This window comes from Paenibacillus sp. FSL R5-0341, from assembly GCF_037975235.1.
In the GTDB taxonomy this organism is placed as follows: domain Bacteria; phylum Bacillota; class Bacilli; order Paenibacillales; family Paenibacillaceae; genus Paenibacillus; species Paenibacillus amylolyticus_A.
This window is the reverse complement of sequence record NZ_CP150241.1, coordinates 44962-69986: the sequence shown is the minus strand read 5'-3', so window position 1 is coordinate 69986 and position 25025 is coordinate 44962. Positions and strand designations below refer to the sequence as shown.

Annotated in this window: 20 protein-coding genes; all 20 read right to left on the bottom strand. The window is 48.5% G+C overall.

Annotated elements, in window-relative coordinates; translation table 11 throughout:
* Nucleotide 1: 1 nt before the first annotated feature.
* On the bottom strand, nucleotides 2-868 hold the full coding sequence (nadC, locus tag MKX75_RS00325) for a carboxylating nicotinate-nucleotide diphosphorylase (RefSeq protein ID WP_339167941.1): 867 nt from the start codon (nucleotides 866-868) through the stop codon (nucleotides 2-4).
* Complete coding sequence (gene nadB, locus MKX75_RS00320; RefSeq protein WP_062838080.1) at nucleotides 865-2496, bottom strand: L-aspartate oxidase; 1632 nt, start codon at nucleotides 2494-2496, stop codon at nucleotides 865-867. The genes nadC and nadB overlap by 4 nt, the downstream gene beginning before the upstream one ends.
* 35 nt (nucleotides 2497-2531) lie before the next feature.
* Nucleotides 2532-3470 (bottom strand): quinolinate synthase NadA, encoded by a 939-nt coding sequence (nadA, locus tag MKX75_RS00315; protein WP_017691350.1) that lies wholly within the window; start codon nucleotides 3468-3470, stop codon nucleotides 2532-2534.
* A gap of 299 nt (nucleotides 3471-3769) precedes the next feature.
* Nucleotides 3770-5815, bottom strand: a complete 2046-nt coding sequence (gene ftsH / locus MKX75_RS00310) for an ATP-dependent zinc metalloprotease FtsH (protein ID WP_062838081.1) — start codon at nucleotides 5813-5815, stop codon at nucleotides 3770-3772.
* Between the two features lie 100 nt (nucleotides 5816-5915).
* The gene (hpt, locus tag MKX75_RS00305; protein ID WP_017691352.1) at nucleotides 5916-6455 is read right to left on the bottom strand and encodes a hypoxanthine phosphoribosyltransferase; all 540 of its coding nucleotides are present in this window, start codon (nucleotides 6453-6455) and stop codon (nucleotides 5916-5918) included.
* A gap of 52 nt (nucleotides 6456-6507) precedes the next feature.
* On the bottom strand, nucleotides 6508-7947 hold the full coding sequence (tilS, locus tag MKX75_RS00300; RefSeq protein ID WP_062838082.1) for a tRNA lysidine(34) synthetase TilS: 1440 nt from the start codon (nucleotides 7945-7947) through the stop codon (nucleotides 6508-6510).
* Between the two features lie 44 nt (nucleotides 7948-7991).
* On the bottom strand, nucleotides 7992-8939 hold the full coding sequence (locus MKX75_RS00295) for a protein kinase (protein WP_062838083.1): 948 nt from the start codon (nucleotides 8937-8939) through the stop codon (nucleotides 7992-7994).
* On the bottom strand, nucleotides 8923-9675 hold the full coding sequence (locus MKX75_RS00290; RefSeq protein WP_339167938.1) for a VWA domain-containing protein: 753 nt from the start codon (nucleotides 9673-9675) through the stop codon (nucleotides 8923-8925). Before MKX75_RS00290 ends, MKX75_RS00295 begins: the two co-directional genes overlap by 17 nt.
* 85 nt (nucleotides 9676-9760) lie before the next feature.
* Nucleotides 9761-12268 (bottom strand): stage II sporulation protein E, encoded by a 2508-nt coding sequence (spoIIE, locus tag MKX75_RS00285; protein ID WP_175623839.1) that lies wholly within the window; start codon nucleotides 12266-12268, stop codon nucleotides 9761-9763.
* Between the two features lie 481 nt (nucleotides 12269-12749).
* A complete protein-coding gene (locus tag MKX75_RS00280; protein WP_017691357.1) occupies nucleotides 12750-13280 on the bottom strand; it encodes a S1 domain-containing RNA-binding protein in 531 nt (176 codons plus the stop codon).
* 198 nt (nucleotides 13281-13478) lie between these two features.
* Nucleotides 13479-13814, bottom strand: coding sequence for a septum formation initiator family protein (locus MKX75_RS00275; RefSeq protein ID WP_062838085.1), 336 nt, complete (start codon nucleotides 13812-13814; stop codon nucleotides 13479-13481).
* An 11-nt stretch (nucleotides 13815-13825) separates the two neighbouring features.
* Nucleotides 13826-14395, bottom strand: a complete 570-nt coding sequence (gene yabQ, locus MKX75_RS00270) for a spore cortex biosynthesis protein YabQ (RefSeq protein ID WP_339167933.1) — start codon at nucleotides 14393-14395, stop codon at nucleotides 13826-13828.
* The gene (yabP, locus tag MKX75_RS00265; protein ID WP_056697424.1) at nucleotides 14392-14676 is read right to left on the bottom strand and encodes a sporulation protein YabP; all 285 of its coding nucleotides are present in this window, start codon (nucleotides 14674-14676) and stop codon (nucleotides 14392-14394) included. Before yabP ends, yabQ begins: the two co-directional genes overlap by 4 nt.
* A 174-nt stretch (nucleotides 14677-14850) precedes the next feature.
* Nucleotides 14851-15129: an RNA-binding S4 domain-containing protein gene (locus MKX75_RS00260; RefSeq protein ID WP_036606120.1), complete on the bottom strand. Its 279-nt coding sequence runs from the start codon at nucleotides 15127-15129 to the stop codon at nucleotides 14851-14853.
* The gene (locus MKX75_RS00255) at nucleotides 15129-15401 is read right to left on the bottom strand and encodes an HU family DNA-binding protein (RefSeq protein ID WP_017691362.1); all 273 of its coding nucleotides are present in this window, start codon (nucleotides 15399-15401) and stop codon (nucleotides 15129-15131) included. The genes MKX75_RS00260 and MKX75_RS00255 overlap by 1 nt, the downstream gene beginning before the upstream one ends.
* Nucleotides 15402-15709: 308 nt before the next feature.
* Nucleotides 15710-17203, bottom strand: a complete 1494-nt coding sequence (gene mazG, locus MKX75_RS00250; protein ID WP_062838087.1) for a nucleoside triphosphate pyrophosphohydrolase — start codon at nucleotides 17201-17203, stop codon at nucleotides 15710-15712.
* A gap of 158 nt (nucleotides 17204-17361) precedes the next feature.
* Entirely contained in the window at nucleotides 17362-19110 is a 1749-nt protein-coding gene (locus MKX75_RS00245) for a polysaccharide biosynthesis protein (protein WP_339167930.1), read from the bottom strand.
* Nucleotides 19111-19285: 175 nt separating this feature from the next.
* A complete protein-coding gene (spoVT, locus tag MKX75_RS00240; RefSeq protein ID WP_036606123.1) occupies nucleotides 19286-19828 on the bottom strand; it encodes a stage V sporulation protein T in 543 nt (180 codons plus the stop codon).
* A gap of 322 nt (nucleotides 19829-20150) precedes the next feature.
* Entirely contained in the window at nucleotides 20151-21299 is a 1149-nt protein-coding gene (locus MKX75_RS00235; protein ID WP_062838089.1) for a peptidylprolyl isomerase, read from the bottom strand.
* Nucleotides 21283-24810: a transcription-repair coupling factor gene (gene mfd / locus MKX75_RS00230; protein WP_062838090.1), complete on the bottom strand. Its 3528-nt coding sequence runs from the start codon at nucleotides 24808-24810 to the stop codon at nucleotides 21283-21285. Before mfd ends, MKX75_RS00235 begins: the two co-directional genes overlap by 17 nt.
* Nucleotides 24811-25025 lie beyond the last annotated feature (215 nt).

Sequence of the window (25025 nt, the reverse complement as noted above, 5' to 3'; positions counted from 1 at the left end):
TTCACCCCTCTTTCTTTTCATTTAAATCCAGGCTGATATCCAGGCTCTCAAAAGAATAGGTTAACCTGCCAACCGAAATTACATCCACACCGCTCTCTGCAATTCCACGAATGGTCTGGAGAGAGACGTTACCTGATGCTTCAACCTTCACATGCGGAGCCTGTTCACGAATAAGCTCAACTGCTTCACGCATCCGCTCTGGATGCATGTTATCCAGCATAATGATATCTGCCCCGGCTTGCAAGGCTTCTCTCACCTGCTCTATATTCTCCGTCTCCACTTCAATCGTCATCGTATGTGGAATAATTGTTCGTGCACGCTGTACCGCTTCGGTAATTCCGCCTGCACCCTTAATGTGGTTATCCTTAATCATAACGGCGTCGTACAGTCCAAATCGATGATTCGCTCCGCCACCCACACGCACTGCATATTTCTCAAGTAACCGGTGACCCGGCGTAGTCTTACGTGTATCCACGAGCCTAGTCTTAAGACCATCCAGCATGTCCACATAGGCACGCGTACGCGTAGCGATTCCCGACATACGCTGCAGCAAGTTGAGTGCCAGTCGTTCCCCCGTAAGCAGTGAATGTGTACTTCCCTCTACCTCAGCCAAAATCGTGCCATGCTTAACCTTGTCTCCGTCAGTTACCTTTGGTGTAAATACAAGACTAGGATCGACTATCTGAAATACGAGTTCGGCTACGGTCATGCCTGCAATAATACCATTGTCTTTGGCATGTATAATGGCTTTGGATTGGTTTCCTGCTGGGATCGTTACACTCGTTGTAACGTCACCTGCACCAACATCTTCCCGAAGCCAGTTTTTAATTGATTCGATAAGCCCATCATTATATCCGTTCAGTATCATGACATTAATTCCTCCACAATCGCTTGTTCTCGCTGCTGCAGACTATGCTTCTGCCACACGATATCATCACGTGCCGGGAAGTCCTCTCGATAGTGAGCTCCCCGACTCTCCTCGCGGTGTAATGCTCCGCTAGTGACTAACCAGGCACAGGTCAGAAGGTTGGCATACTCCAGCTCTTCCTTATGGGTAAGTGTCTGATCAAAAAATTGCAATTCCTGTTGCAGCTTGTCCATAGCCTTCTGCAGGTTCTCACCATTCCGGCGCAAGCCTACCTGACGAACCATCATTTTCTGTAGTCGTAAGCGTCTTTCCGATATTGGCTTTTGCTCTTTCATAATCTTGCTATTCATATCCACAGATGCAGTCGCAGTTCCTCTTACTTGTAATGAACCAAGCGAAGGAAGAGATCGAATGCGATCAACAATTCTCCGGCCAAATACAATCGCTTCTGACAAGGAATTGCTTGCCAGACGGTTAGCTCCATGCACTCCTGTAGAAGACACCTCACCACAAGCGAATAACCGGGAGATGCTGCTCTCTCCGCTAAGATCCGTTTTCACTCCGCCCATCATGTAATGGGCAGCAGGTGCAACGGGAATCCAGTCCGTTGTCATATCCAATCCATAACGCATACAAGTCTCATATATGGTAGGGAATCGATGCTTGATCATTTCTGGCTGTTCGTGAGTAATGTCCAAATACACAAAAGTGCTGTTGGTAGACTCCATCTCGCTAACAATCGCTCGTGCCACGATATCGCGTGGTGCCAGTTCAAGCTGGGCATGGTATCGATCCATGAAGCGTTCGCCCTTCACATTGCGTAAATATGCTCCTTCGCCGCGTACGGCTTCTGACACAAGAAACCGTGGCGCCCCCGGATAACAAAGAGATGTGGGGTGGAACTGGATAAATTCCATGTCACGAACGATAGCCCCAGCCCGGTAGGCCATGGCTACACCATCGGCAGTAGCTACATCCGGATTCGTCGTGTATCGGTACAGTTGTCCTGCCCCACCAGAGCAGAGAACGGTTGCCTGTGCCTTCACGAACACCTTCGATCCATCATCCTTCTGTATCAGAGCGCCGATGCATTCCCCTCGATCTCGATCCGTAATCAGATCAATAACAAAATGCTCATCCCATACTTCAATTCCGGGGTGTTCATTCACTTCGACCGCAAGTGCACGTACAATCTCATATCCCGTTGCATCCCCGTTGGCATGCAAAATACGGCGGTGGCTGTGCGCACCTTCCTGCGTCAACGCCAACTCGCCGTTCTCCAGGTCAAACAACGTACCCAGACGAATCAGTTCCTTCACTCCGTCAGGACCCTCATTCACCAATACTTCTACCGCCTCGGAGCGGCACAAGCCCGCTCCTGCTACAAGTGTGTCCTGCGAGTGGTAAGCAGGCGAATCATCTTCAGCAATAACCGCAGCGATGCCTCCCTGCGCATACCTGGTGTTACTTTCAAGTAATGACTTCTTCGTGATCATTAATACGCGTTGTTGCTCACTTGCCTTAATGGCGGTGAACAAACCAGCAATTCCTGAGCCTATAACCAGTACATCCGTCTCTACCATGGGTAGCGCAGACAGATCGAAATCAACTAAATATTGCGGTATCATGTTATTCACCTGTCTTGGAGCAAGAGTAGCGCATTCTACTTCACCAATAACATGCGCTCTAGTGATTCTCTGGCTTTGTCGGCAACGGCCGGTGGCACATAGATTTGCGGCTTCATCGTTTCCAGGCATTTCACCAGTTTCTTCAAGTTGTTCACCTTCATGTTGGGACATACGAGGAACTTGGTCGCAAAATGAAACTGTTTATCCGGACTATCCAGACGCAGCTGATATCCGGTACCATCTTCGGTACCTACGATAAATTCTTTCGCTGATGAATTTTTACAATACTCCAGAATGGCTGTTGTACTGCCTACAAAATCACCCATCTCTACAACTTCAGGGCGACACTCTGGATGGACAACAAACTCAGCATTCGGATGCTTGGCTCTCATCTCCACCACATCTTTGACTGTGAGCATATCGTGCGTGTTGCAGTAACCTTCCCAGATAATCATTTTTTTGTCTGTATGCTGCTGCACATAATGTCCCAGATTTTTATCCGGTACCCAGATAATTTCGTCAGAATCCACCGATTGAATAACTCGGACCGCATTCGCCGATGTACAACAGATGTCGGTCTCTGCTTTGATCTCAGCCGAGGAATTGATATACGTAACCACCTTGGCATTAGGGTGTTGTGCTTTCAATTTGCGTAGTCCATCCACATTTACCATATCTGCCATCGGGCAACCCGCACGCTCATCCGGGATAATAACGGTTTTGTTGGGCGCCAGAATTTTAGCGCTTTCACCCATAAAGTGAACACCACAGAATACGATCACATCCGCATCTGTTTGTGCTGCCTTCTGGGCTAATAGAAACGAATCTCCACGGAAGTCAGCAACCTCCTGTACCTCGTCACGTTGGTAATAATGGGCAAGAATAATGGCATTACGTTCCTTCTTCAACTCCATAAGCCGCTCACGCAGCTCGCGGTTCATCTCAGCCTTGCGCTCTAAAGCCAGAGCTTCCACCTGTGATCCTCTCCTTTATCGGGACAGCGTCATGCGCTGTTTCGTAGGGCTATCCTAAGTCGTTATCTTCGCTTGAGAAACGAATCACAAGCGGTTTAACAACTAATTTACACAACGTTCACGACTCTGTCAATAAATGAAAAAGGCCCAGAACTGCACCGTAACCACCCGTTTACTAACTGGTTCGCCATCTAACTCCCATTTATCTTTATCTATCCGTTTTTAAAATAATGGACAAAAAAAGAGAGCCCGCGGGCTCTCTTGATTTCACCTGCTGTCCTAGCCAGATGTAATATTCATTAAGACGTTGGCTTCGTTCCGCCATCATCCGGGTTATTGTTATTACCCTTTTCCAGATTCGGAGCTTCGTTCGGAATATCTCCGGCTGGTGGCTCAGGCGTTTCATCTTTACCTTGAATGCGAACACGAACATCACCGATGTTGTCGATGATTGGCTCTCCGCCTTCAGTTGGCGTACCTTCACCATCATTGTCATTCTCTGCTTTTGGCGTCAAAGAACCTGTTTCGATCAATTGCTTGATCTGATCCATTTCCAAAGTCTCTACCTCAAGCAAAGTTTGAGCGATCAGATGCATCTCTTTTGAATGTTTAACAAGCAAGTCCTTACATTTCTCATAACATTCATTGATAAAGCGTTGCATTTCCTGATCAATCTCGTAAGCAATGGAATCTGAGTAATTCTGTTCATGACCGATATCCCGACCAAGGAATACCTGTCCTTGTGAACTTCCGAATTGCATAGGTCCCAATTTCTCACTCATACCGTATTCCATAACCATGCTGCGAACAATCCCTGTCGCTTGCTGGAAGTCACTGTATGCACCAGTACCAATTTCTCCGATGAACAATTCTTCAGCTACACGACCTCCGAGGAGTCCGGTTACTTTATCCAACAATTCTTGCTTGGTAACCAGCATACGGTCTTCTTTTGGCAACATGATTACATATCCACCCGCACGTCCGCGCGGAATAATGGTCACTTTATGTACCATATCAGCATGTTCGAGGAAATATCCTACAATGGTATGACCTGCTTCGTGATAAGCAACGATGCGTTTCTCGCGATCACTGATGACACGGCTTTTCTTCTCCGTACCGACGATGACACGGTCAATCGCTTCGTCAACTTCTTTCATGGAAATATCTTTACGGTTACGACGTGCTGCAAGCAATGCCGCTTCGTTCAAGAGGTTTTCCAAATCTGCACCAGAGAAACCTGTTGTACGCTTCGCGATAATATCCATCTTCACATCTTTGGTCAGTGGTTTATTACGGGAATGTACTTTCAGGACAGCTTCACGACCTCTTACATCAGGGCGGTCAACCGTAATTTGACGGTCAAAACGTCCTGGACGCAGCAAGGCAGGGTCCAAAATATCTGCACGGTTCGTTGCGGCTACGATGATAATACCTTCGTTAGCTCCGAAACCGTCCATTTCAACGAGCAACTGGTTGAGTGTTTGCTCACGCTCATCGTGACCACCACCAAGACCAGCACCACGCTGACGACCTACAGCATCAATCTCATCGATAAAGATGATACATGGCGCATTTTTCTTCGCATTTTCAAACAAATCACGTACACGTGATGCACCGACACCGACAAACATTTCAACGAAGTCGGAACCTGAAATACTGAAGAATGGTACACCTGCTTCACCGGCAACGGCACGAGCGAGCAACGTTTTACCAGTACCTGGAGGACCTACGAGCAATACGCCCTTAGGAATCCGTGCACCTACTGCCGCAAATTTACGAGGATCCTTAAGGAAGTCTACAACCTCAACAAGTTCCTGTTTCTCTTCGTCAGCACCCGCAACATCTTCAAACGTAACCCGCTTCTTCTCTTCGTTATAGAGACGAGCACGGCTTTTACCAAAGTTCATTACTTTACCGCCGCCGCCTTGAGCCTGATTGAACAGGAAGAAGAACAGCAGGAACATAATGATCAAAGGGATAAAGGAAGTCAGCAACGTCAACCAGATGCTGTCACCTTTCATTGGCTCCTGATGATATTGGAAATTGTTAGTTTCACTTGCAGCTACAAGTTCACTAATTGCCTCATCCGTAGGAGGAATATACGTTGAGAAATTTTCTGATTTGGCGCCATCAGGTGCCTTCTTGTATTGACCGGTCACGAGGTACGTTTGACCGTTGAATTGAACCGTCAATTCAGAGACATTGTTGGCTTTGATCGCTGTGCGCAACTGATCATATCTAGGATTATCGGTGGCTTCGCCGCCATTGCTGACGAACTGGACTATCCCCACCACAACTAAAAAAAGAATCAAATAAAAACCAGAATTCCGGATGAACCGATTCATCCCCTACCTCCTCTCGAGACACTTTAATTATTTTAACATAGCCCGACATGGCTTCTCAACAGAAGCCAAGAACAGCTCAAGGCTTGGGTCGGGCAGGATATTAGCTACTGTAGACTTCCGGCTTCAAAATCCCGATATAGGGCAGGTTCCGGTACTTCTCGGCAAAATCCAAACCGTAACCAACGATGAACGCGTCAGGAATGTCAAAGCCTGTGTAATGAGCTTCCAACTCCACTTTACGGCCTGAAGGCTTGTCGAACAGCGTAACCACACGCACCGATTCGGCACCGCGGTTCTCTAGCAGTTCAATCAGGTAGCTGAGTGTAAGTCCGCTGTCGATAATATCTTCGACAATCAGGACTTCCCGTCCTTCAACGGATACATCCAGATCCTTAATGATTTTGACAACACCTGATGACTTGGTGGAAGCGCCATAACTGGATACCGCCATAAAATCCATTTCAACAGGTACCGTTATGTTTTTAACCAAATCAGCCATAAATATAAACGCACCCTTGAGCACACAAATGACCAAAGGATTGCGATTTGCATATTCGGCACTTAGTGTTGCGCCTAATTCCTTGACTTTACTCTGAATTTCTTCTTCACTGATCAATACTTCCTGAATGTCGTTCTGCAACTGTGCGAACCCCCTAAGTTATACTATGAAAGCCTTACCTGAACCATAACCACTACCCCTGAATCGCTGAATCGCCTACAGTCATGTACAGGATTGCGGAAGTGCTATCCCTGACAGGAGCCACATTGGACCGTCGAACACCCGGTAGCCAGATGATATGACCTGCTCCATCACATACCACAGGAATACGTGGACGGACAGATGGGGGGATTTTCTCATCGATGAAAATATTTTTCACCTTTTTGCTTCCGTTTAATCCCATCACTTTCATGGTATCTCCAGGTAACCGTGAACGCACAACCAGCGGCATAAGCAGTTGATCCGCATCAAACGCGGCTTGATCCGCCGATTCTGGTACATGATAGTCCTCGGGACTCACCGACATCAACCGAATATACCGGTTAATTTGGGTGAGTGAAAGCTCATAAGTTCCACTCCATTGCGCAAGACGATACTCGTAAGATTGATCCTGTACGTCTGTCCGTATGCCAAAAGAAATCAGATTATACTCCCGAGTGCAGGCGAGTGTCTGTCCTATATCCAGGCTCCAGGTCGTCACATGGGTCTCCATGACCTTGCGCCGAATGGTTTCTATACGGGTAAAGTCGACAAAATCACTGTCCAAAGGCAGATAATTCAATATTAGTTTAATCAACCTTCGTTGTAAAGCGACATGTAACTTCAAGAAGGAAGGCACCTCAAAGGTTTGCCTTCCGCCGTTCACCTGCACTAGACACCTGTATGTGTCATATGCACTCTGCTCCATGAAATCGTCTTCATCACCCACAATTTCGGCAAGCCGATTCAATGACGGCGTGAGTTGTCCATTATACTGCCCCAAAAAAGGAAGCACATCCAAGCGAATGGCATTACGCCGATATTTACGCAAGGCGTTGCTCTCATCATTGAAATACATAAAACCCTGGGTATTACAAGCTTCTACAAGGTCTGTCTTGTTTATACGAAGGCATGGACGAATAAGTTCCACATTTTTTTCTCGCCTTTTAAACTTCATTCCTGCGAGTCCTGACAAGCCGGTTCCACGAAGCAAATGAAGCATGACCGTCTCTGCCTGATCATCGGCATGATGTGCCAACGCGATGCTTGCCGCATTATATTTGGCAGCCACTTCATGTAGAAAGGCATATCGCTTGTTGCGTGCCGCTTCCTGTGGTCCTTGACCCGTCAGCTCCATATATGAAGGAACATCGGCCTTGATCCATTCAAAAGCAATACCAAGCTGCTGTGCCAGTTCCATCATTTTTTCCGCTTCATCATCAGATTCACTCCGGAAGCCATGATGCACGTGGGCACAGATCAATTCAAGTGGCACATGCCGCTTGCTGATCTCGTGCATGATATGCAAAAAAGCCACCGAGTCCGGCCCGCCCGATACTGCGACGACAATCCGATCCCCGGGAACCCATAACTGATGCTCTTCCGCTGCATCCAGCACGTTATTCACCAGCATGTTCCAGCGTAAAGCCTCCATACCTGTTCCTCATTCCTTGCGTTATGTATATGCACCCTCACAGATCAGAAACGTAGTGCATAGATGAGCACCCCAATAAGTAATATCACAGATACAGCAAATGCGTTCTTAAGCCAGCGCGGTGTTGTACTGTTGGAACGACGGCGGAGAGGCGTGGGGCGTGCCATCATTTCCTTCCATCCTTGTGCCGCATGACCTGCATCACGAAACTGACCTCGTAAGGCTTGAATCGTCCAGTTACGAAAAGGACCCAGTCGTTCACTGCGCTCCACCAGCGCTACAAGCTGATTCACACTTCGCAGTTGCGGCAACCCTTCGGCTGCCAATGCCTTGAGCGCGTCTGCTTCAAGTACATGAATCAACAATAATGCAAAAGCAAATACATCATAGGTACCATCTGCTGTTCGACTACCTGCATTCCAGAAACCCCGATCATACCATTCAGTGAACTGTTTGACGCTTCGACCAATAGACGTAACTCCGCCATAGTCGATCAATTCCACCTGCCCATAATCGGATACCAGCACATTCTGAGGTTTGAGATCACCAAACACCCATCCCGCCTGATGCAATTGCGCCAGCTTCTGCAGGAGTCTAAGTCCAACCAGAAGTGTCCAGTCTGTCCCCTGACGCCGAATGAAGTGATGAAGAGCCTCACCTCGAACGTAACGCATCACATAAAAAGGAATATCCCGGCCACGAACGGCATAATCATCCACATCTTTAAGATAGGAAGGAATGCCGCTCTGCCGAAGGGCCTCATGATTACGCTGTAGTTGAAAAGATTTGAGCACATTGACTTCAGATTGCAGATCTACCGGGTCAAATCCCATTTTAAGCGCGTAGTGTTTGCCATTTTCACCCCGTTGGACCAGAAAAACGATGCCATTGGCTCCTTTGCCCAGTAGCTTACGAATCGTGTAACGACTGCGATTCCATTTCCCTGTAACCACTGTGCCTGGCGGGAAAGAGGCGTCAGACAACGTTGTCACCGAGCATCCCTTCTCTTTCAATGCGATAGTTCCCTTCTATTTCCTGCTGTTCCTCCAGTGTACCATAACGGTAAAAATCAATCACCTTCTGAATTGCAGGACCTGTCGGCGTTGCGCCCTTCATTTGCAAACGTCCAAACAAGGAACGAACACGGCCTAGATCCGTTGTCCAGTCAATATCCATTACCGCATCTTCTCCACTGTGTCGCCCAGGAAAATGAAATACGGAAAGCTTGCTCTCACCAATACGCGCCTGCAAACTTAACATTAAATCGCGAATGCCTTCTTCTACCGCAGCCAGTTTGGGCTTCATGCTGGCACTGACGTCAATCAGCAATATCACCTGTAACGCTGTAGTTTCAGCCATATCATCCATCACTTCCACGACCCGGGCGCGTTGAGCAGGCTCCAGATCCGTTACCGTTTTGGGCTCCTTCTCTCCCAAAATTTGTGTTAACTCTCTATTAACCGCCTGCTGAATAGTCTGAACCACCGTTTTCCTTGTCATCATCTGCATGGTATGAGCAAGCTGCCGTGTACCTACAATTTGGCTGATTCCACCTCCGGCTCTGGCAATATCCTCAATCTCCCGGCTACCCAGCTCACCAATGGTTCCATAATCAATCACGCCTACCACATTAACCGTAATCCCCTCTTCCCGCGCTTCGGCCGCTGCTAGCACCGGACTTAGTCCTACATTGGAACAACCGTCGGTGATCAACAAGATTTGCTTCATCCGATATCCCTCCGTTATTCGTTACTCTCCAACTCTATGACTAGCATTGCCAGAATGAAGAGACTTCAAACAGAAGAATATGCAATTAACTGACAGTCCGTGGACGCTCCATCCGGTTGATGCCAGGCACACGTAGTGTGGCCCATTCAGGGCGGAAATGCTCTACTTTTCCAACAACGACGGTCATATCATCCAAAATTTCATGCTGCTGATATCTGATAACACTCTCAAGCAGGCAATCGGCCAAATCTTGCGGATCATCTGTATCAATCTCTTGAATGAGCCGCTTCATCCATAGCTCTTTGTTCACCGCATACCCCGGTGCATCATAGATGCCATCCGTCATCATAATGAGGATATCCCCCGGTTGCAGCTGTACCGTCACCAGATCCACTTCGATATCCTTAATAATACCGATTGGCAAATTACTGGCTGAAACTTGAATAACCTCCTGTCCACGTTTGATAAAGCTAGGCGTCGATCCGATTTTCATAAACGTGGTCTCCGCCGTATACTCATCAATCAGCGCCATATCCACTGTGGCATACATCTCTTCAGGTGAGCGCAACATCAGAACGGAGTTCACCGATTTGATCGCCAGTTTCTCGTCCATGCCGGACTGTAGCAGCTGTTCCAGAATATTCAGCGCCGCACTGCTCTCCATGCGCGCCCGTTCCCCATTGCCCATTCCATCACTGAGCGCCACCGCGAATGTACCGTTGCCTAACTCAACCGTACTGAAGCTGTCGCCTGACATCACATCTCCCCCTTTGGCAGCAGCAGCAACACCGGTGGTTACCTCGAACGTTTTGGCTGAACCAAACGTAACGGTCGCCAGTCCCTGACGAGGATCTGTCATGGTCTCATGCAAGACGGCAATATGCTCGTCTAATACATCCGAGATCAGCGGAGCTATCATTTTCCGGCACTCATCGAATCCCCGTGTATATGCATGCACAATCTCAATTTCAACATTGCCCGCTTCCAGATTGATGATCTCAATAGAATGAATGGAGAGGCCCAGTGACTCCAATGCGTCCCGAATCTGCTCCTCCTGCTGTACCATCTCCTCGCTTTCCCGCTGAATTTCTTTGGCCAGGTCCTCCATGACCTGAGATACACCGGATAATTGCTCTGCAACCAGCTGCCGGCTATCGATAATCTGGCGCTTCCATTGCATGTTATGTTGATGCAGTCCATACTGGGCACGCATGACTTCAAGGACCTCTTCCGGTTTCGCACACACCCTGTTCCAGTCCACTGGAATCTGCTTGCCTGAGATCTCCGGATTTCCTTCAATCGTACTCATCACGTCCGTCATATATTTGTAGGTTTGAATAAACTTCGCATCCCAGCATTGCGCACGTTTGAAGCAGCTCGCACAGGTACCCTCGGCAACCGCATTCATGAAATGATCCATTCCACCTTCTTTCTGTATCGGCTCTCCCGCACCGGACATCTGATCAAAGCTGCGGGACAATTGACGGAATACCTGTGAGAAACGGGTTACCCGCTCTGCCGTAATATCCCGTATCCGTTTGGCATACTCATGCTGCGATTTGGTATGATCCTGCGTACCCGGTACATATTTGGATATCGCCGTCATCAGACTTTTAGGTGTTAACATGAATAGTACGATAGCTGCACACGTCTCCCATAATGAGTTCATGACATCGCCCGGTCCTCCCAGATATATGGATAGAATGGACGAACCCAGCAGCATGCCCAGTGCAACCGCCGCACGTTTACCCTCTCGAAGCATACCTGCAAGCATCCCGGCAAAAGCAAGCAGGCTCATCTGATACACTGCTGACATGTCAGCCAGACTCAGAATCAAGCCGGTAATGACGCCAACTGAGGCTCCGAGGGGGGCTCCGCCCACCAGCGCAAAGATTAATATGAGATAACGGGAGAGCATATGCTCGACGGACAAGGACTGAATGGTCCACCCTACAGCTCCCGTCATGACGGAAGCAAGCAATATGATCAGGCAGAGGATCTCCTCGTTCTTTAGGCTGAACTTTTTTTTGCGGTAAGTGAAGATCGGTATGGCTTGTATAAAAACAAGGGTGAGCACGAAGCTTAGTACCGAATCCATCGTGAGCATCAGCATTGCGTACCAGCTGAAGGATGGTCCAATCACGACGGCGAATAACTTCACCATAAATGTAGTGGTAAACACCATCGTTGGCGCATAAGATAATTCAGCACGATCATATGACTCCAGTCCACGGAAGAGCAGATAGAAGATGGCGATCTCCGATGCAACAATGAGCGGTACTGGGAACGGTGCAAAGAGACTGCCTGCGAGTAGCGCGGCACCTACCGGAATGATGTAATCCCTGCGCATGAATGCAATCACAGCGAAGTAGGCAATGGCGAAGGGTGATAATTCATTCAGAATCATCGCCTTTCCGAGCAGGAACCCCATAAATGTAAGCAGCAGTACCCATTTGCGGGAAGCAACCATTTGGACAGCCTTGCGGGAGCCAAGCCATTGTTTCAGACGTACCGACAGCTCCTCCCGAGCTTCCGTACCTCCTTTACCTGCTTTCATTCCCGGAAATTGAATGACATTCCACTTTTCCATCATCCTCAAGGCACCCCATTCGATTAATTTGAATTTTCGTGTTTCGTTCTCGATGGTTCTGATTATAGATAGATTAGAAGACGTAGTTTGTCAGAATAGGTGGGCAGGGTTCAAAAAGTTTACGACAAAAGAAACGAGCATGGCGCGGTGGTGCGAAACCCCCGGCCTTATTGTGGTTTCATTCATTCTCCTACCTGTTTCCGACAAGCGGAATGTCTGATTTTGAACCGGAGTTGGTTTGGCCTCGCCATCATTTGAGCAGGATAGCTGTGGAATGCCACGGAAACCTGTCGGTAAAAAATGGTATACGACAAATGTTCTTATGGTTCCATTTTGCCGTGCAAAAAAACTGGGGATATGGAGCTTGAATTTACAAAAAAAGCTATTCAACTACTTATCTGTAAAAGTTGAACGTAAACGCAAAAAAACCGTTAGCCCTCGGGCTAACGGTTTTTCTTATATGTTTAGATCAGGTTGAGACAGATTACACACGCTTGGCTCCACGGCCTCCGCGTTTGCCTTCTGTGTTCTTCTTAAGCGAAGAGATCCGCTCTTCACTATCTTTCAGGAAGCGTGACATTTTATCCTCAAATGAAGGTTTGCCTGCTGCGGGCTTGAAAGAACGGCCTCCGCGGTCACCACGGTTAAATCCACCGCCGCCGCCACCACGACCTTGGCCACCACTTGGGCCTCCGCCGCTGAATCGTTCGCGATCTCCTCCACTGCGTTCCGGTCTAGGAGCTCTCGGGGGTCTGGATTGTGTTTGTTGCTCAACCGGTTTGTCAACAGCTTGCTTAATGGAAAGTCCGATCTTGCCATCCTTGTCAACGTTGATAACCTTTACTGTAACGAGGTCATTCAGCTTCAGGTGGTCGTTGACATCTTTGACGTAATTGTCGGCGATTTCCGAGATGTGAACGAGACCCGTGACACCTCCTGACAGATCCACAAATGCTCCAAAATGCGTGATTCCTGTCACCTTGCCCTCTAACTTGGTGCCCACTTCAATTGCCATAGAATAAAATGATCCTCCCTTAAAAATATACAACCCGATTTTTTGAATGCCAAAATCAATGCTGCGCTAATGTAATTATACCTTATGCCGTAAACCAAGGTCAACTGAACACTACCCCATCAGAGAGCCTATTTTTTCCGGTTTAACGGCTTCAGACACACGGATAACAAACCTAGCTCGGTAATGGACCGAATTCCATCAGTTCCCTGACTCTTCAACCTGGATCGGCGTTTCCTCAGGAAGATAATATCCCTTTTTCCGTGCCAGCTGTCCTATGTATTCGGGGTCATTCAACCGGCTGACTTCGTACTTCAACTGTTCCAGCTTCTTCAACGTATCTTCCTTTGAAGCTTGCTGAGTAGCCAGATGAGAACTCTTGTCCGAAATTTGTGCATTCTGCACAAGGAATGTATATCCTGCCCATATTACAAATACAATCATAAACGTCATCCAAAGCATGAGGCGCCTTCGTGCACCGGCAGATTTTCCTTGGTTAGTTGGAGCCTTTGATCTGCCCACAGGTGTTTTACCCATTACGGACCTCCTTAAAACCAGCGTTTCCACATCGCTGCAATTCTTGTACCCACACGGATCATCCAATGCGGCGTTACCCAATATTTCAGGAGCGGCCTAAACATCCAGAGGAACAACTTGCCGAAAGGTACCAAACATTGCAGCACCAGCCTGCCCAGGAATAATAGTATCGCAATTACAAAACCGAATAATACGCGAATTAACTTATAAATCCCCTTAGCCGGCATAACGATCAGGATGTTAAGGATATGTCCACACCAATGAATCAGCGTTCTTGCGAGTTTAATTAACATTACCACAAAACGCTGGGTTGTAACACTTAAAAGCCAAAAATAGAAGCAAACCCCTATAATCAGCCCCAAAAAGACATAAAACCGCAGCTGTCCGTGGTTTCCGGCGTATAGCATCCGAAAAACGAACAGCGCGGAAGCAACCCAGTACAACAGATCGAGGGTGTGGATGCTCCATCTCGGAAACCGCAGCTGTCCGGACAGTACCCGGTAACTGTCGTAGGCCATTCCCATCACGACCCCCGAAGTAAGCATCCACATCAATGTGATCCATTGAGTATCCGGACTCATCGGAACATCTTGCCAAACAGGCCTTTACTGTTTTTGGACTGGGAACCGGGGTCCAGATATTGGAGTGAACTGACTGTGCCTTCAATGGATAACAGACCTTCCTCCAGGCTCAGGTTTTTGATATGTAAATTGTGCCCTCGGATGGTCAGATGCCCAAGTTCAGTCTGCAGCAAAAATTCCTCACTGTCGAAGCTCTCCACATTGGAGACACCTGTCAGATCCAGCAGTTTCCGATTCTGCATGCTCAGATGATGCTGTTTGGCCTTACCGTGCTCAACCATGGCATGTACCCCTCCTTCTTACACCTAGCTTATGGATGAAGAGGTTGGAATAGAACCAGCATTGTTGAACAAATAACACGGCATCTAATAAAAGAAAAACGCCCTTCCCGGTTACAGGAGGACGTTTCGATTCAACTTGCATTGAATGAGTATTCAATCATACCAGGTGGACTGTTACCAGTTCATCCCGTTATCCTTGGCGATCGGCTCTTCCTTAACCAAGGTGTAGAGGCTACTCGCCTCATCCTTCTTAGTGCTCTCAGCAATTCGTTCCACCTTCACGGTGACCAGTTTCTGACCGAACTGAACCGTCAACTCATCGCCTACTTTAACAGCGGCGCTGGGCTTCGCTTCACGTCCGTTCACCAGAACACGTCCCTGTTCAGAGACGTCTTTGGCCACAGTACGGCGTTTGATTAGCCGGGAGACCTTCAGGAATTTATCAAGACGCATTATTTTACGGCTTCTTTAAGTTTGTTGCCTGCTTTGAATGCAGGAACAGTGGACTCAGGAATCACGATTTCATTCCCTGTTTGTGGGTTACGTCCGGTACGACCGGAACGTTTGCGGGTCTCAAAAGTGCCAAAGCCGATCAATTGTACTTTGTCTCCGCTGGCAAGTGCATCTGTAATTTCTCCCAAAAAGCCATTCAATACGGACTCAACGTCTTTTTTAGTCAAACCACTTTTGGTTGAAATGTTGTTAATCAGATCTGTTTTGTTCATTTTTAAAAGCCTCCCAAATTGAAAAAAAAGTATCTGCGATTCCTGACAATACTTCGATTGCCACTGGTTTCGCGTAAGGTTACTACACATGTATTCTGGCTTGGCATCTGAAATCCTGCCTTGGTCCGCGACTTTTTTTAGCTTTTTGTCGATGGTCAGCAGGGGACAGTCTAAGACCAGTACCCGAAACCATCCGTCGCTAAACACCAACTCCAGTTTACACAGATGAACACATGTTCGTATATCATAACACACTGCATAGCATGATGGAATAAGGTTTATCGGTATTTTCCAGAAAATTGAACCCCTTATAATCCTGCCTTCTTCGCATCCTGCCAGAATTGCTCCATCTCTTCTACATTGCTATCTACCGGTGTTCTTCCCTGTTCGCGCAAACGCTCTTCGATGTATTGGAACCGCCCAACGAACTTGCGGTTGGTGGCAGCGAGTGCCTCTTCCGGGTCTGTATCGATGAATCTTGCAACGTTCGCAGCTGCGAATAATAAATCACCCAGTTCAAGCTTCCGCTCTTCTGCAGACTGGCCTTGTTGCACCGCTTCTTTCAATTCCGCCAGCTCTTCCTCGATCTTGGCAAACACACCTTCAACATCATCCCAGTCAAAGCCCACTTTGGCTGCTTTCTTCTGTAGCTTGTATCCTTTCATCAATGCAGGCAAGTCACGCGGTATGCCGTCCAGCACGGAAACCTTCTGCTGATCCAGACCCTTGCGTTTCTTCTCCTCTGCCTTCATCTGTTCCCAGTTCTGAAGAGCTTCATTCGCATCTTCTGCCTGATTATCGCCAAACACATGCGGATGACGGAAAATCAGCTTATCATTCAAACCTTCGATGACATCATACACATTAAATGTGCCAACCTCTTCTTCCATCTGGGAATGCAATAAAATCTGCAGCAGCAGATCACCCAGCTCTTCTTTCATATGGTCGGGGTCATCCTCGTCGATCGTCTCAATGACTTCATAGGTCTCTTCAATCAGGTTTTTGCGAATGGACTGATGTGTCTGCTCCTGATCCCATGGACAGCCACCTGGACTGCGAAGAATGTTCACAATCTCATGCAAACGCGCAAAGGATCGGCGACGCAAGGCATCATCGGTGTTCTTCGGTACATAGATCAGTGACAGATTGCCGTACCCTTCGATCCGGTCCAGTTCGTGTAGCGGAATTTTGTGAATAACCTCCTGACCCTGTACACCCAGCGCATGACCCACAAATACGGGATAATCATCCGGGTAAACCTCCATCAGGCATAGCTTCACATCCGAAGCAGTGAACACATCGTAGACTTGTCCGATCAACGTATGTAGCTGTGGTTGTACCAATTCCGTGTTCAGGCTGCTGGCATCCAGGAGTTGAAATCCTTCGATTGGGTCGAAACCAAGCCGTATAAAGGCTTCGTCCAGGAAGCTCTCTCCACCCATGACACGCAGTGAAATACCCATCTGTGGGCAACGTTCTTTGAGCAAACGTACACTTGCTTCTGCCACCATGGGATGACCCGGAACGGCATACACAATCTCAGTTCCGGCCTCGCCCTTGCGAGCGGCCTCTATCAGTTGGTTCGCGATCTCATCATACACTTCGGGGAAGGAAGACTTCGCCTCATAGATGGCATCAAATGATGTCATATCCAGCCCCTCTTGCTTCAGATCATTCAATACGGGATGATCCAGGGTGCGTACATACAGCGTAGCTGCATGTTTCATTTTTTTGATAATACCTACGGTCAGTTGGTCTGCATCTCCAGATCCAAGACCAACTACGGTTAAAGCTGCACTCATTACGTAAACCTCCATCCGAACCATCCTGTTCAAGCTCACATATTCATCATATCGGAACAGGATGGCGCTCTATAATTACACGTATTATACCAGAATCATTCGATATCCTATAATTGCATATTCTTAGTGCTGGATGCAGAAGCACCGTGAGCATGAAGCTAGCGCAGCACACGCAGTCTGCGCAGCAGCTTGGCAAGGCGCGGACCCAACTTGGGCACGGCCGCCAGCTCTGCGGCGGTCAGTAGCCCTATCCGGGCCGCTGCCAGCAAGAACACGGCCGAGCCTGCGGCAATGCCCAGCAGGCTCACGCCCATCGCGGCCAGCCGGCGGTCGGCCGCGATGCCCATGCCGCCGAGCACGGCTTCGGCGGCCCAGGCCGTGCCTACCGCCGCCAGACTCATGGCGGCGATCACCAGCGCCGGCTTCGCCAGGACGGCGCCAGGGGCAGGGCGCAGGGCGACAAGTCGCGCCAGCAGCGCCACATTCAGGCCAGCCGCCAGCATGTAGGCGACTGCGCCTGCCAGGGCCGCGCCGCTGATGCCCAGCGCCGGCACAAGCATAACGTTCAGCAGCGCCTTGACGCCTGCGGCGGCCAGCATGCTGAACGCGGGTGCACGCACGGCGCCGAGGCCTTGCAGCAGCGCCGCCGCAATAATGCTGACGGTGCTGCCCGCAGCCGTCAGCGCCATATACCGCAGTGCTTCCGTGCCTGCGGCATCTCCGTACAGCATGCGGTTAATCGGCTCCGCCAGCACCGCAAGACCCGCGGATGCCGCCAGGCCGATCAACCAGAACCAGCGCAGCGCGAGGCCTGCTTGCTGCCGGACGGCTTCTGGCCCGCCCTTTAACCGGGCTTCCGCCATCGCCGGAATAAACAGCACAGATAGTGACGTGGCCAGCATCGTCACCAGTTGAACCAGCGGCAATCCACGGTTGTAGATGCCGAAGGAAACCATCGACTGGAGCTCATCCAGCCCTTCTCCCCGCAGCAGCCGGGGCACAGTGAAGGTATCCACCAGATTCATCAGCGGTACGGCCAGCGACCCGAGACAGACAGGAATAGCATACATGAGCAGCGTCCTGATCCATTCCCCGTTGGATCGTGGCCTTTCTCCCAGAGCGGGATGAATAGCGCTCACCGTTTTCTTCAGCGACGTAACCGGCCTATGCTCCTGACGCTCATGCCTGTCTGCTCCAACCTCTTCACCTCTACTGCTCCATTCCGAAATCAATGGTCCGGTGACCACTTCCCTGTCTTTCCGTCGATGTCGGACCATGTACCCTAACATGACTAGTAGCCCAACCATTCCGCCCGCAACGGAGCCCATCATGGCACCAGCAGCGATAGTTTCAAGCGAAGCATCCCGCCTCATCAGCCAGAGAAGCAAAACAATCATGACGGTGACACGTATCGTCTGCTCCACAACCTGCGATACCGCTGTCGGCACCATCTGCTGTAATCCCTGAAAATATCCACGCAGCCCTGTCATCACCGGTACGAACAATAACGCCCATGAAGCTGCGCGAATCGATGGAACGACATGTCGGTTGCCGATCAGCTCGGCGATCAGCGGCGCACCTGCATACATCAAGAGCGCCATTATAATTCCAATTCCCCCGAGCAGTAGGGAAGACAGTCGAATAATTCTTCTGCTCTCGTCTGGTCTTCCGAGTGCGTTCTGTTCTGCTACGAATTTGGATACGGCCAGCGGCAGTCCTGCAGCAGCAAGCGTGATAATGAGCATATATAACGGATACACCGTATTGTAGATGCCAAATACACCGTCTCCCCCCAGATTCTGCAGCGGAATCTTCTGAAAAGCACCAATGATTTTAGAGATAATGGCGGCAAGCCCAAGTACAAATGCACCCTGTAGCAGCCTTGAGCCTGTAGACGGCTGTTTCATAATTCCCTCCTGCGTATGTCCCTGCGTTCAATTAAGCATACCTTGCTATTATACCTGCCTGAAGGCGCGCAGACTAACCCTCCCCCATGACAATCATCCGGATCAACACCTTGCCCCTTAAAAAGCAAAAAACTCCCGTATGCCCAAATCAGGGCACCAGGAGTTGATCTGCTGTCTATTGTTCCATTTGCTTGCCAAGGAAACCAGCAGCCGTCTCAGACATCTTCACTTCCATCTGAGACATCTTCACCGATTCATCCTTATTGAACAGGATAACCGTTCCGATGGGGTCACCACCCGAGATAATTGGCGCAATAACAAAAGAGGATAACGTCTCGTCATGATCTTTGCTAAGCTCATAAGAACCGTTGTTTGTTTCCAATATGGTCTTTCTGTTTTCCATGCAGCCCTCCAACAGTTGGCCTACCTGCTTGTCCAAATACTCTTTCTTGGAGCCCCCTGCCACCGTGATAATGGTATCCCGGTCAGAGATCATCGTTACATGTCCTGTACTCTCATACAGGGATTCTGCATATTCTTTGGCAAAATCACCAAGCTCGCCAATCGGCGAATATTTTTTAAGAATAACTTCTCCATCACGGTCCACGAAAATTTCCAGTGGATCACCTTCACGAATACGTAACGTACGGCGGATTTCTTTTGGAATGACCACACGACCAAGGTCATCTATACGGCGGACAATACCAGTAGCTTTCATTTCACATGTTGCCCCACTTTCTCGAGAAGATTTTTCAACTACTGTTCCTTAATGGGTAGAGGAAAGTCCCAGAACGTTTAGTGTGATATCTTGACCATAGTATTCATCTGTTCCCATTTCCTTATACATACATCGGAGAATATAGTTGTGTAACTTTCGAAGAAGGCGACCATATACCCATACGGCTTGAATATATACAAGAAGAAGCAAGAAGGAGGTCCTAAGTCCTCCCCTTGCTTCTCTGTATGGTTGTCCATATTTTTGTTGTACAAGGCACTCATTCGGGCGGATTTACCCCTGAACGTATGCTAACACAGCCATATTACTTACTGCTTGTACCTTCGTCTGTCGTTGCATCTTTATCTGTTCCAGTCGTACCTTGGTCAGTCTTGGTATCTGTACCTGTGGAGTCATCCGTTTTTGGTTCGGTTGTTTGCTCTCCTTCAGTTCCTGTACCTGTTGTGCCTTCAGTCGTACCTTCTTCAGCTTTTTCTGTTTTTGGCAGGTTAACTTCTTTTACGATTTTGTCCAGTTCATTTTGCATGAACGTATCGATCTCAGCAGCTGCCAATTGGCTCTTCAGACTTTCTTTTTGCTCAGCCGTCAATTTAGTGAAGTCTGCTTCTGTACGAGCTTCCACTTTCATGATGTGGTAACCGTACTCCGTTTCAACCGGATCACTGATTTTGTTCAGTGGCAACGTTTTTGCAGCTTCCTTAAATGCTTCTACCCAGCTGCCCACAGGTGTTTCTTCATACAGTCCACCTTTTTCAGCAGAACCTGGATCTTCGGAATATTCTTTTGCAATTTCAGCAAAATCAGCTCCACCATCCAACTTGGTTTTTACTTCTTTTGCAATTTTCAGTGCATCTTCTTTTTTACGCTCTTTTTGCGTTTTTGGATCTGTGAAGTTAATCAGCACGTGACGAACGGAAGCCGTTGTGAACTGATCTTTGTTTTTCTCAAACTCAGCCTTAATCGCATCTTCCGTAACGCCAGTTTCCTTGTCTTTGATTACCGTCATGATGCGTGTCATATAATCCTTGATGTTCTGGTCAGTCAGGTTCTGAGCTTTCAGCATCTCAGTCCATTGATCTGCCTGAACAGAAGCTTTCATTTTATCGAATTGCTCAGTTGCTGTTTTGGCACCTGCTGTTTTGGCTTCTTCACTTGCTTTGCCACTCAGGTATTCATAAGCAACTTCCTGTTTCACCAGGTACTCCTTGAAATCGTCCATATCCATCATTTGTGCATATTCGGGATACAAGAATTTCATAACGCGTTGTTCCATATCGAATTCATTGGCTGTAATGGTACCACCATCATACGTAGCGACTACAGCACTCGTATCTGTCGATTCCGGTGCTTTCGCTTCTTCCTTCTTGCCGCAAGCAGCAAGCAATGATAAGGACAGTACTGCGACCATGCTCACAGACAGTACTTTTCCTACTTTTTTATACTTTGGTAACATCTTTTAGTTCCCCCTTTGATTTAAAAGCCGTCTTCATGGACTCCAGAATTTTCTCTACCAGCTCCATCAGTTGCTTATCCCCAAGCCCCTTGCCTTTAGCGTGAATCAGCATATGGGGTCCTTGTTCAAATTGTACACGTCTTTCGAACTGATTTCCAATGTGCGCGATTTTCGATAGTTCAAAGGCATGTTCACGGCCTTCATAGAACTTCACGGTAATGTCCTCACCACGTTGGGAAATAGACTCAATACCGTAGATTTTGCCGTATACTTTCATCCGTGCAACAGCCAGCAAGTTAATGACGGCCTCCGGAAGATCACCGAATCGGTCAACCAATTCGTCTTCCAGCTCCATTGCATCGTCGAAGGAAGCAATGACCGCCACTTTTTTGTAGATCTCAATCTTCTGAATACTGTCATAAATATAATCGGACGGCAAGTAAGCATCGATACTGAGATCCAGGGTTGTGTTCCACTGGTCGGAAGGTACCGGCTCCTCGCCAAGCATCGTAACTTTGCGTTTGTTGATCTCCTCCGCGAGCATCTGGGAATATAGATCGAACCCGACGGAAGCGATGAAGCCATGCTGCTCTGCTCCTAGCAGATTTCCCGCTCCACGAATCGACAAGTCACGCATGGCGATTTTGAATCCCGAACCCAGTTCGGTGAATTCTTTGATCGATTGCAGACGTTTTTCGGCAACTTCAGTAAGCACTTTATCCCGCTGGTACGTAAAGTACGCATACGCAATACGGTTGGAACGACCCACCCGTCCGCGTAGCTGATACAGCTGGGAGAGCCCCATTTTATCCGCATCATGTACAATCAGCGTATTTACGTTCGGAATATCTACCCCGGTCTCGATAATACTTGTGCTCACAAGCACGTCATATTCACCATCCAGGAAGTCCAGAATCGTCTTCTCCAGCTCGGTCTCCGACATCTGACCATGACCCACACCAACCTTGGCTTCAGGCACAAGTTCAGAAATCTCGGCTGCCATCTCCTGAATTCCTTGAACACGGTTATAGAGGTAATACACCTGACCTCCACGGGCAAGCTCACGCTCAATCGCTTCGCGGACAAGCGCCTGACTGTGTTCAACCACATAGGTCTGCACCGGGAAACGATTCTCTGGTGGAGTCTCGATAACGGACAGATCACGCACACCCAGCATGGACATATGAAGCGTACGTGGAATCGGCGTTGCCGTCAGCGTGAGCACGTCCACATTGGTTTTCAACTTCTTCAGTTTTTCCTTATGAGTTACTCCGAATCGCTGTTCTTCGTCGACAATGAGCAGTCCCAGGTCCTTGAACACCAGATCCTGCGACAGCAGTCGATGCGTCCCGATGACAATATCCACTGTACCTGCCTTGATGCCTTTGGCTGTTTCATTCTGCTCTTTACGCGAGCGGAAACGGCTAAGCACATGAATATTGAACGGGTAACCGGAGAACCGCTCACGGAACGTCTCAAAATGCTGCTGCGCCAAAATCGTTGTCGGCACGAGTACAGCCACCTGTTTGCCTTCAATCGCTGCTTTGAACGCAGCACGAATAGCCACCTCGGTTTTGCCGTAACCAACATCCCCACATAATAAACGGTCCATCGGACGGTTTTGTTCCATGTCCTTCTTGATTTCTTCGATCGCACGGACCTGGTCACGTGTCTCATCGTAAGGGAACATGTCCTCAAACTCCTGCTGTTCTGCAGAATCCTTGTCGAATCCAAATCCTTTGGACGTCTGACGCTCTGCATACAGCTTGATCAGATCATCAGCAATATCCTGTACGGATGTGCGGACTTTATTTTTAACTCGTGTCCACTCATTGCCGCCCAGCTTGTATATTTTAGGCTCTTTCTCTTCTGAACCTACATATTTCTGAATCAGATCGATCTGTTCAATAGGTACAGACAGTTTGTCTCCACCTGCATAGAGAATATGCATGTAGTCTTTATGAATGCCGCCAACCTCAAGGGTACCAATCCCGAGGTACTTACCAATCCCGTGGTTTTGGTGAACGACATAATCGCCCACTTTTAGCTCACTGTAGGATTTGATCCGTTCCGCGTTGTCTACATTCCGAATTGGTTTGCGTACTTTACGCTGTTTTTGCGAGAACATCTCGCCTTCAGTCACGACAGCCAAATGAATGGACGGCATTTCAAACCCAGTTTGCAAGTTACCGATCAGCATCTCCGGCTCTGGAATATCATAGTCCATCAGAACGCGGCGCATCCGATCCAGTCTTTCCTCACCGTTCGCCAGCATCAGCACTTGAACTCCAGCCTTCTGCCAACGCTCCATCTCTGCCTTCAGTACGTTCATCTGTCCATGGAAATCCTGCATACCACGACTGATGAAGTTCAGAATGTTCTGTGGTTGGGTGTGTGGAACCTGACGCAAAAAGATCGACATAAACAGCGTCTGGAATGGACGCTCATACAAGAGTTCATCACCGTCTGCGGATAATGGAAGATCCGGAAGTGTTTTTCCGTTTTGCATCAAATGCAGATTCCACTCCGATTCATCACGGTCCAGCTGTTTCGATGTCTCCGATAGTCTGGCAGGCTCATCAAGGACCAGCAGGGTATCTTCCGGCATATAGTCGTAGATCGTTTTGTTCTCCGGATAGAGCGGAGAAATATATTTATACATTTCGGAGAAATACACGTGTTCCCGCAAAAGCTCGATCTCCCGGTGAATTTCTTCACGAAGACGCAGCTTCGCCTGCCGGTCCGTCATTTTCTCCAGCTGTTGCTCGAGCAAAATGGCAGCTGCATCGGCAGCCTTTTCCATCCGCTCACGGTCTGCGATTAACTCCTTGCATGGCAGAACCGTAATTTCTTCGATCCGTTCAATCGAACGCTGATCTGCTGGGTCGAACGTCCGAATGGAGTCGATCTCATCATCAAATAACTCCACTCGATACGCGATCGATGAAGTAACCGGGTAGAAGTCGATGATACCTCCGCGTACACTCATCTCACCGCGAGATTCTACGCGCTCCACACGCTCATATCCGAGCTTTACCATCTCCAGCAGGAAGGAATCCAGCTGAAGTGTGTTGCCCTGTTTTATCAAAATTCGAGCATTGGCCATCACTTCAGGAAGCGGGACATAACGTCTTACGCCAGAAAAGGGAATAACAACAACGCCCCGGAATCCCTGGGCGCAGCGGACCAACACATCAATACGCTGACCCAATGTTTCCGGGCTGGAAACAGCGGCTTCAGCAGCGACAAGTTCGTTGGCAGGATAGATTAACACCTGATCTGGTGAAAGCGCTTCCTGTAAATCTTCTGCAATTTTTTGAGCTGAAAACATATTGTGTGTTACTACGAGCAATGGTCGGTTCATTTCCTGATGCAGAGCAGCCAGCATAATCTGACGCGCCGAGCCGGATAGACCTGAAACCAATTGTTCCTTCATGCCGGACTTGATTCCGGCTGTAATGGACCCGAAGTCCGGATCTTTGGAAAAAGCCTGTATAAGTGCTTGTAACAAAAGGGGCACCTCTCTTATAACTTACTTGATTATCTCACGCATACGCGTAGCATCACTATTAAAATGGATACAAATTCCTTTTTGTCCTGTTTCATCATAAAGGATTACTCGCAACATTGCCACATCTGTTGATGTGGCTGAGCCTGATTTCGAGATAGCGCTGGCTTTCGTTCCAACTGAAAAGAAGCCTCAGCAGGCTGCCAAGGCTATAAAAG

Excerpts from the sequence above, each read along its gene's own strand:
- nadC (WP_339167941.1), bottom strand. The coding sequence starts at position 868 with ATGATACTGAACGGATATAATGATGGGCTTATCGAATCAATTAAAAAC.
- nadB (WP_062838080.1), bottom strand. The coding sequence starts at position 2,496 with ATGATACCGCAATATTTAGTTGATTTCGATCTGTCTGCGCTACCCATG.
- ftsH (WP_062838081.1), bottom strand. The coding sequence starts at position 5,815 with ATGAATCGGTTCATCCGGAATTCTGGTTTTTATTTGATTCTTTTTTTA.
- tilS (WP_062838082.1), bottom strand. The coding sequence starts at position 7,947 with ATGGAGGCTTTACGCTGGAACATGCTGGTGAATAACGTGCTGGATGCA.
- MKX75_RS00290 (WP_339167938.1), bottom strand. The coding sequence starts at position 9,675 with ATGAAGCAAATCTTGTTGATCACCGACGGTTGTTCCAATGTAGGACTA.
- spoIIE (WP_175623839.1), bottom strand. The coding sequence starts at position 12,268 with ATGATGGAAAAGTGGAATGTCATTCAATTTCCGGGAATGAAAGCAGGT.
- MKX75_RS00280 (WP_017691357.1), bottom strand. The coding sequence starts at position 13,280 with ATGGCAATTGAAGTGGGCACCAAGTTAGAGGGCAAGGTGACAGGAATC.
- MKX75_RS00275 (WP_062838085.1), bottom strand. The coding sequence starts at position 13,814 with ATGGGTAAAACACCTGTGGGCAGATCAAAGGCTCCAACTAACCAAGGA.
- yabQ (WP_339167933.1), bottom strand. The coding sequence starts at position 14,395 with ATGAGTCCGGATACTCAATGGATCACATTGATGTGGATGCTTACTTCG.
- yabP (WP_056697424.1), bottom strand. The coding sequence starts at position 14,676 with ATGGTTGAGCACGGTAAGGCCAAACAGCATCATCTGAGCATGCAGAAT.
- MKX75_RS00260 (WP_036606120.1), bottom strand. The coding sequence starts at position 15,129 with ATGCGTCTTGATAAATTCCTGAAGGTCTCCCGGCTAATCAAACGCCGT.
- MKX75_RS00255 (WP_017691362.1), bottom strand. The coding sequence starts at position 15,401 with ATGAACAAAACAGATCTGATTAACAACATTTCAACCAAAAGTGGTTTG.
- mazG (WP_062838087.1), bottom strand. The coding sequence starts at position 17,203 with ATGAGTGCAGCTTTAACCGTAGTTGGTCTTGGATCTGGAGATGCAGAC.
- MKX75_RS00245 (WP_339167930.1), bottom strand. The coding sequence starts at position 19,110 with ATGAAACAGCCGTCTACAGGCTCAAGGCTGCTACAGGGTGCATTTGTA.
- spoVT (WP_036606123.1), bottom strand. The coding sequence starts at position 19,828 with ATGAAAGCTACTGGTATTGTCCGCCGTATAGATGACCTTGGTCGTGTG.
- MKX75_RS00235 (WP_062838089.1), bottom strand. The coding sequence starts at position 21,299 with ATGTTACCAAAGTATAAAAAAGTAGGAAAAGTACTGTCTGTGAGCATG.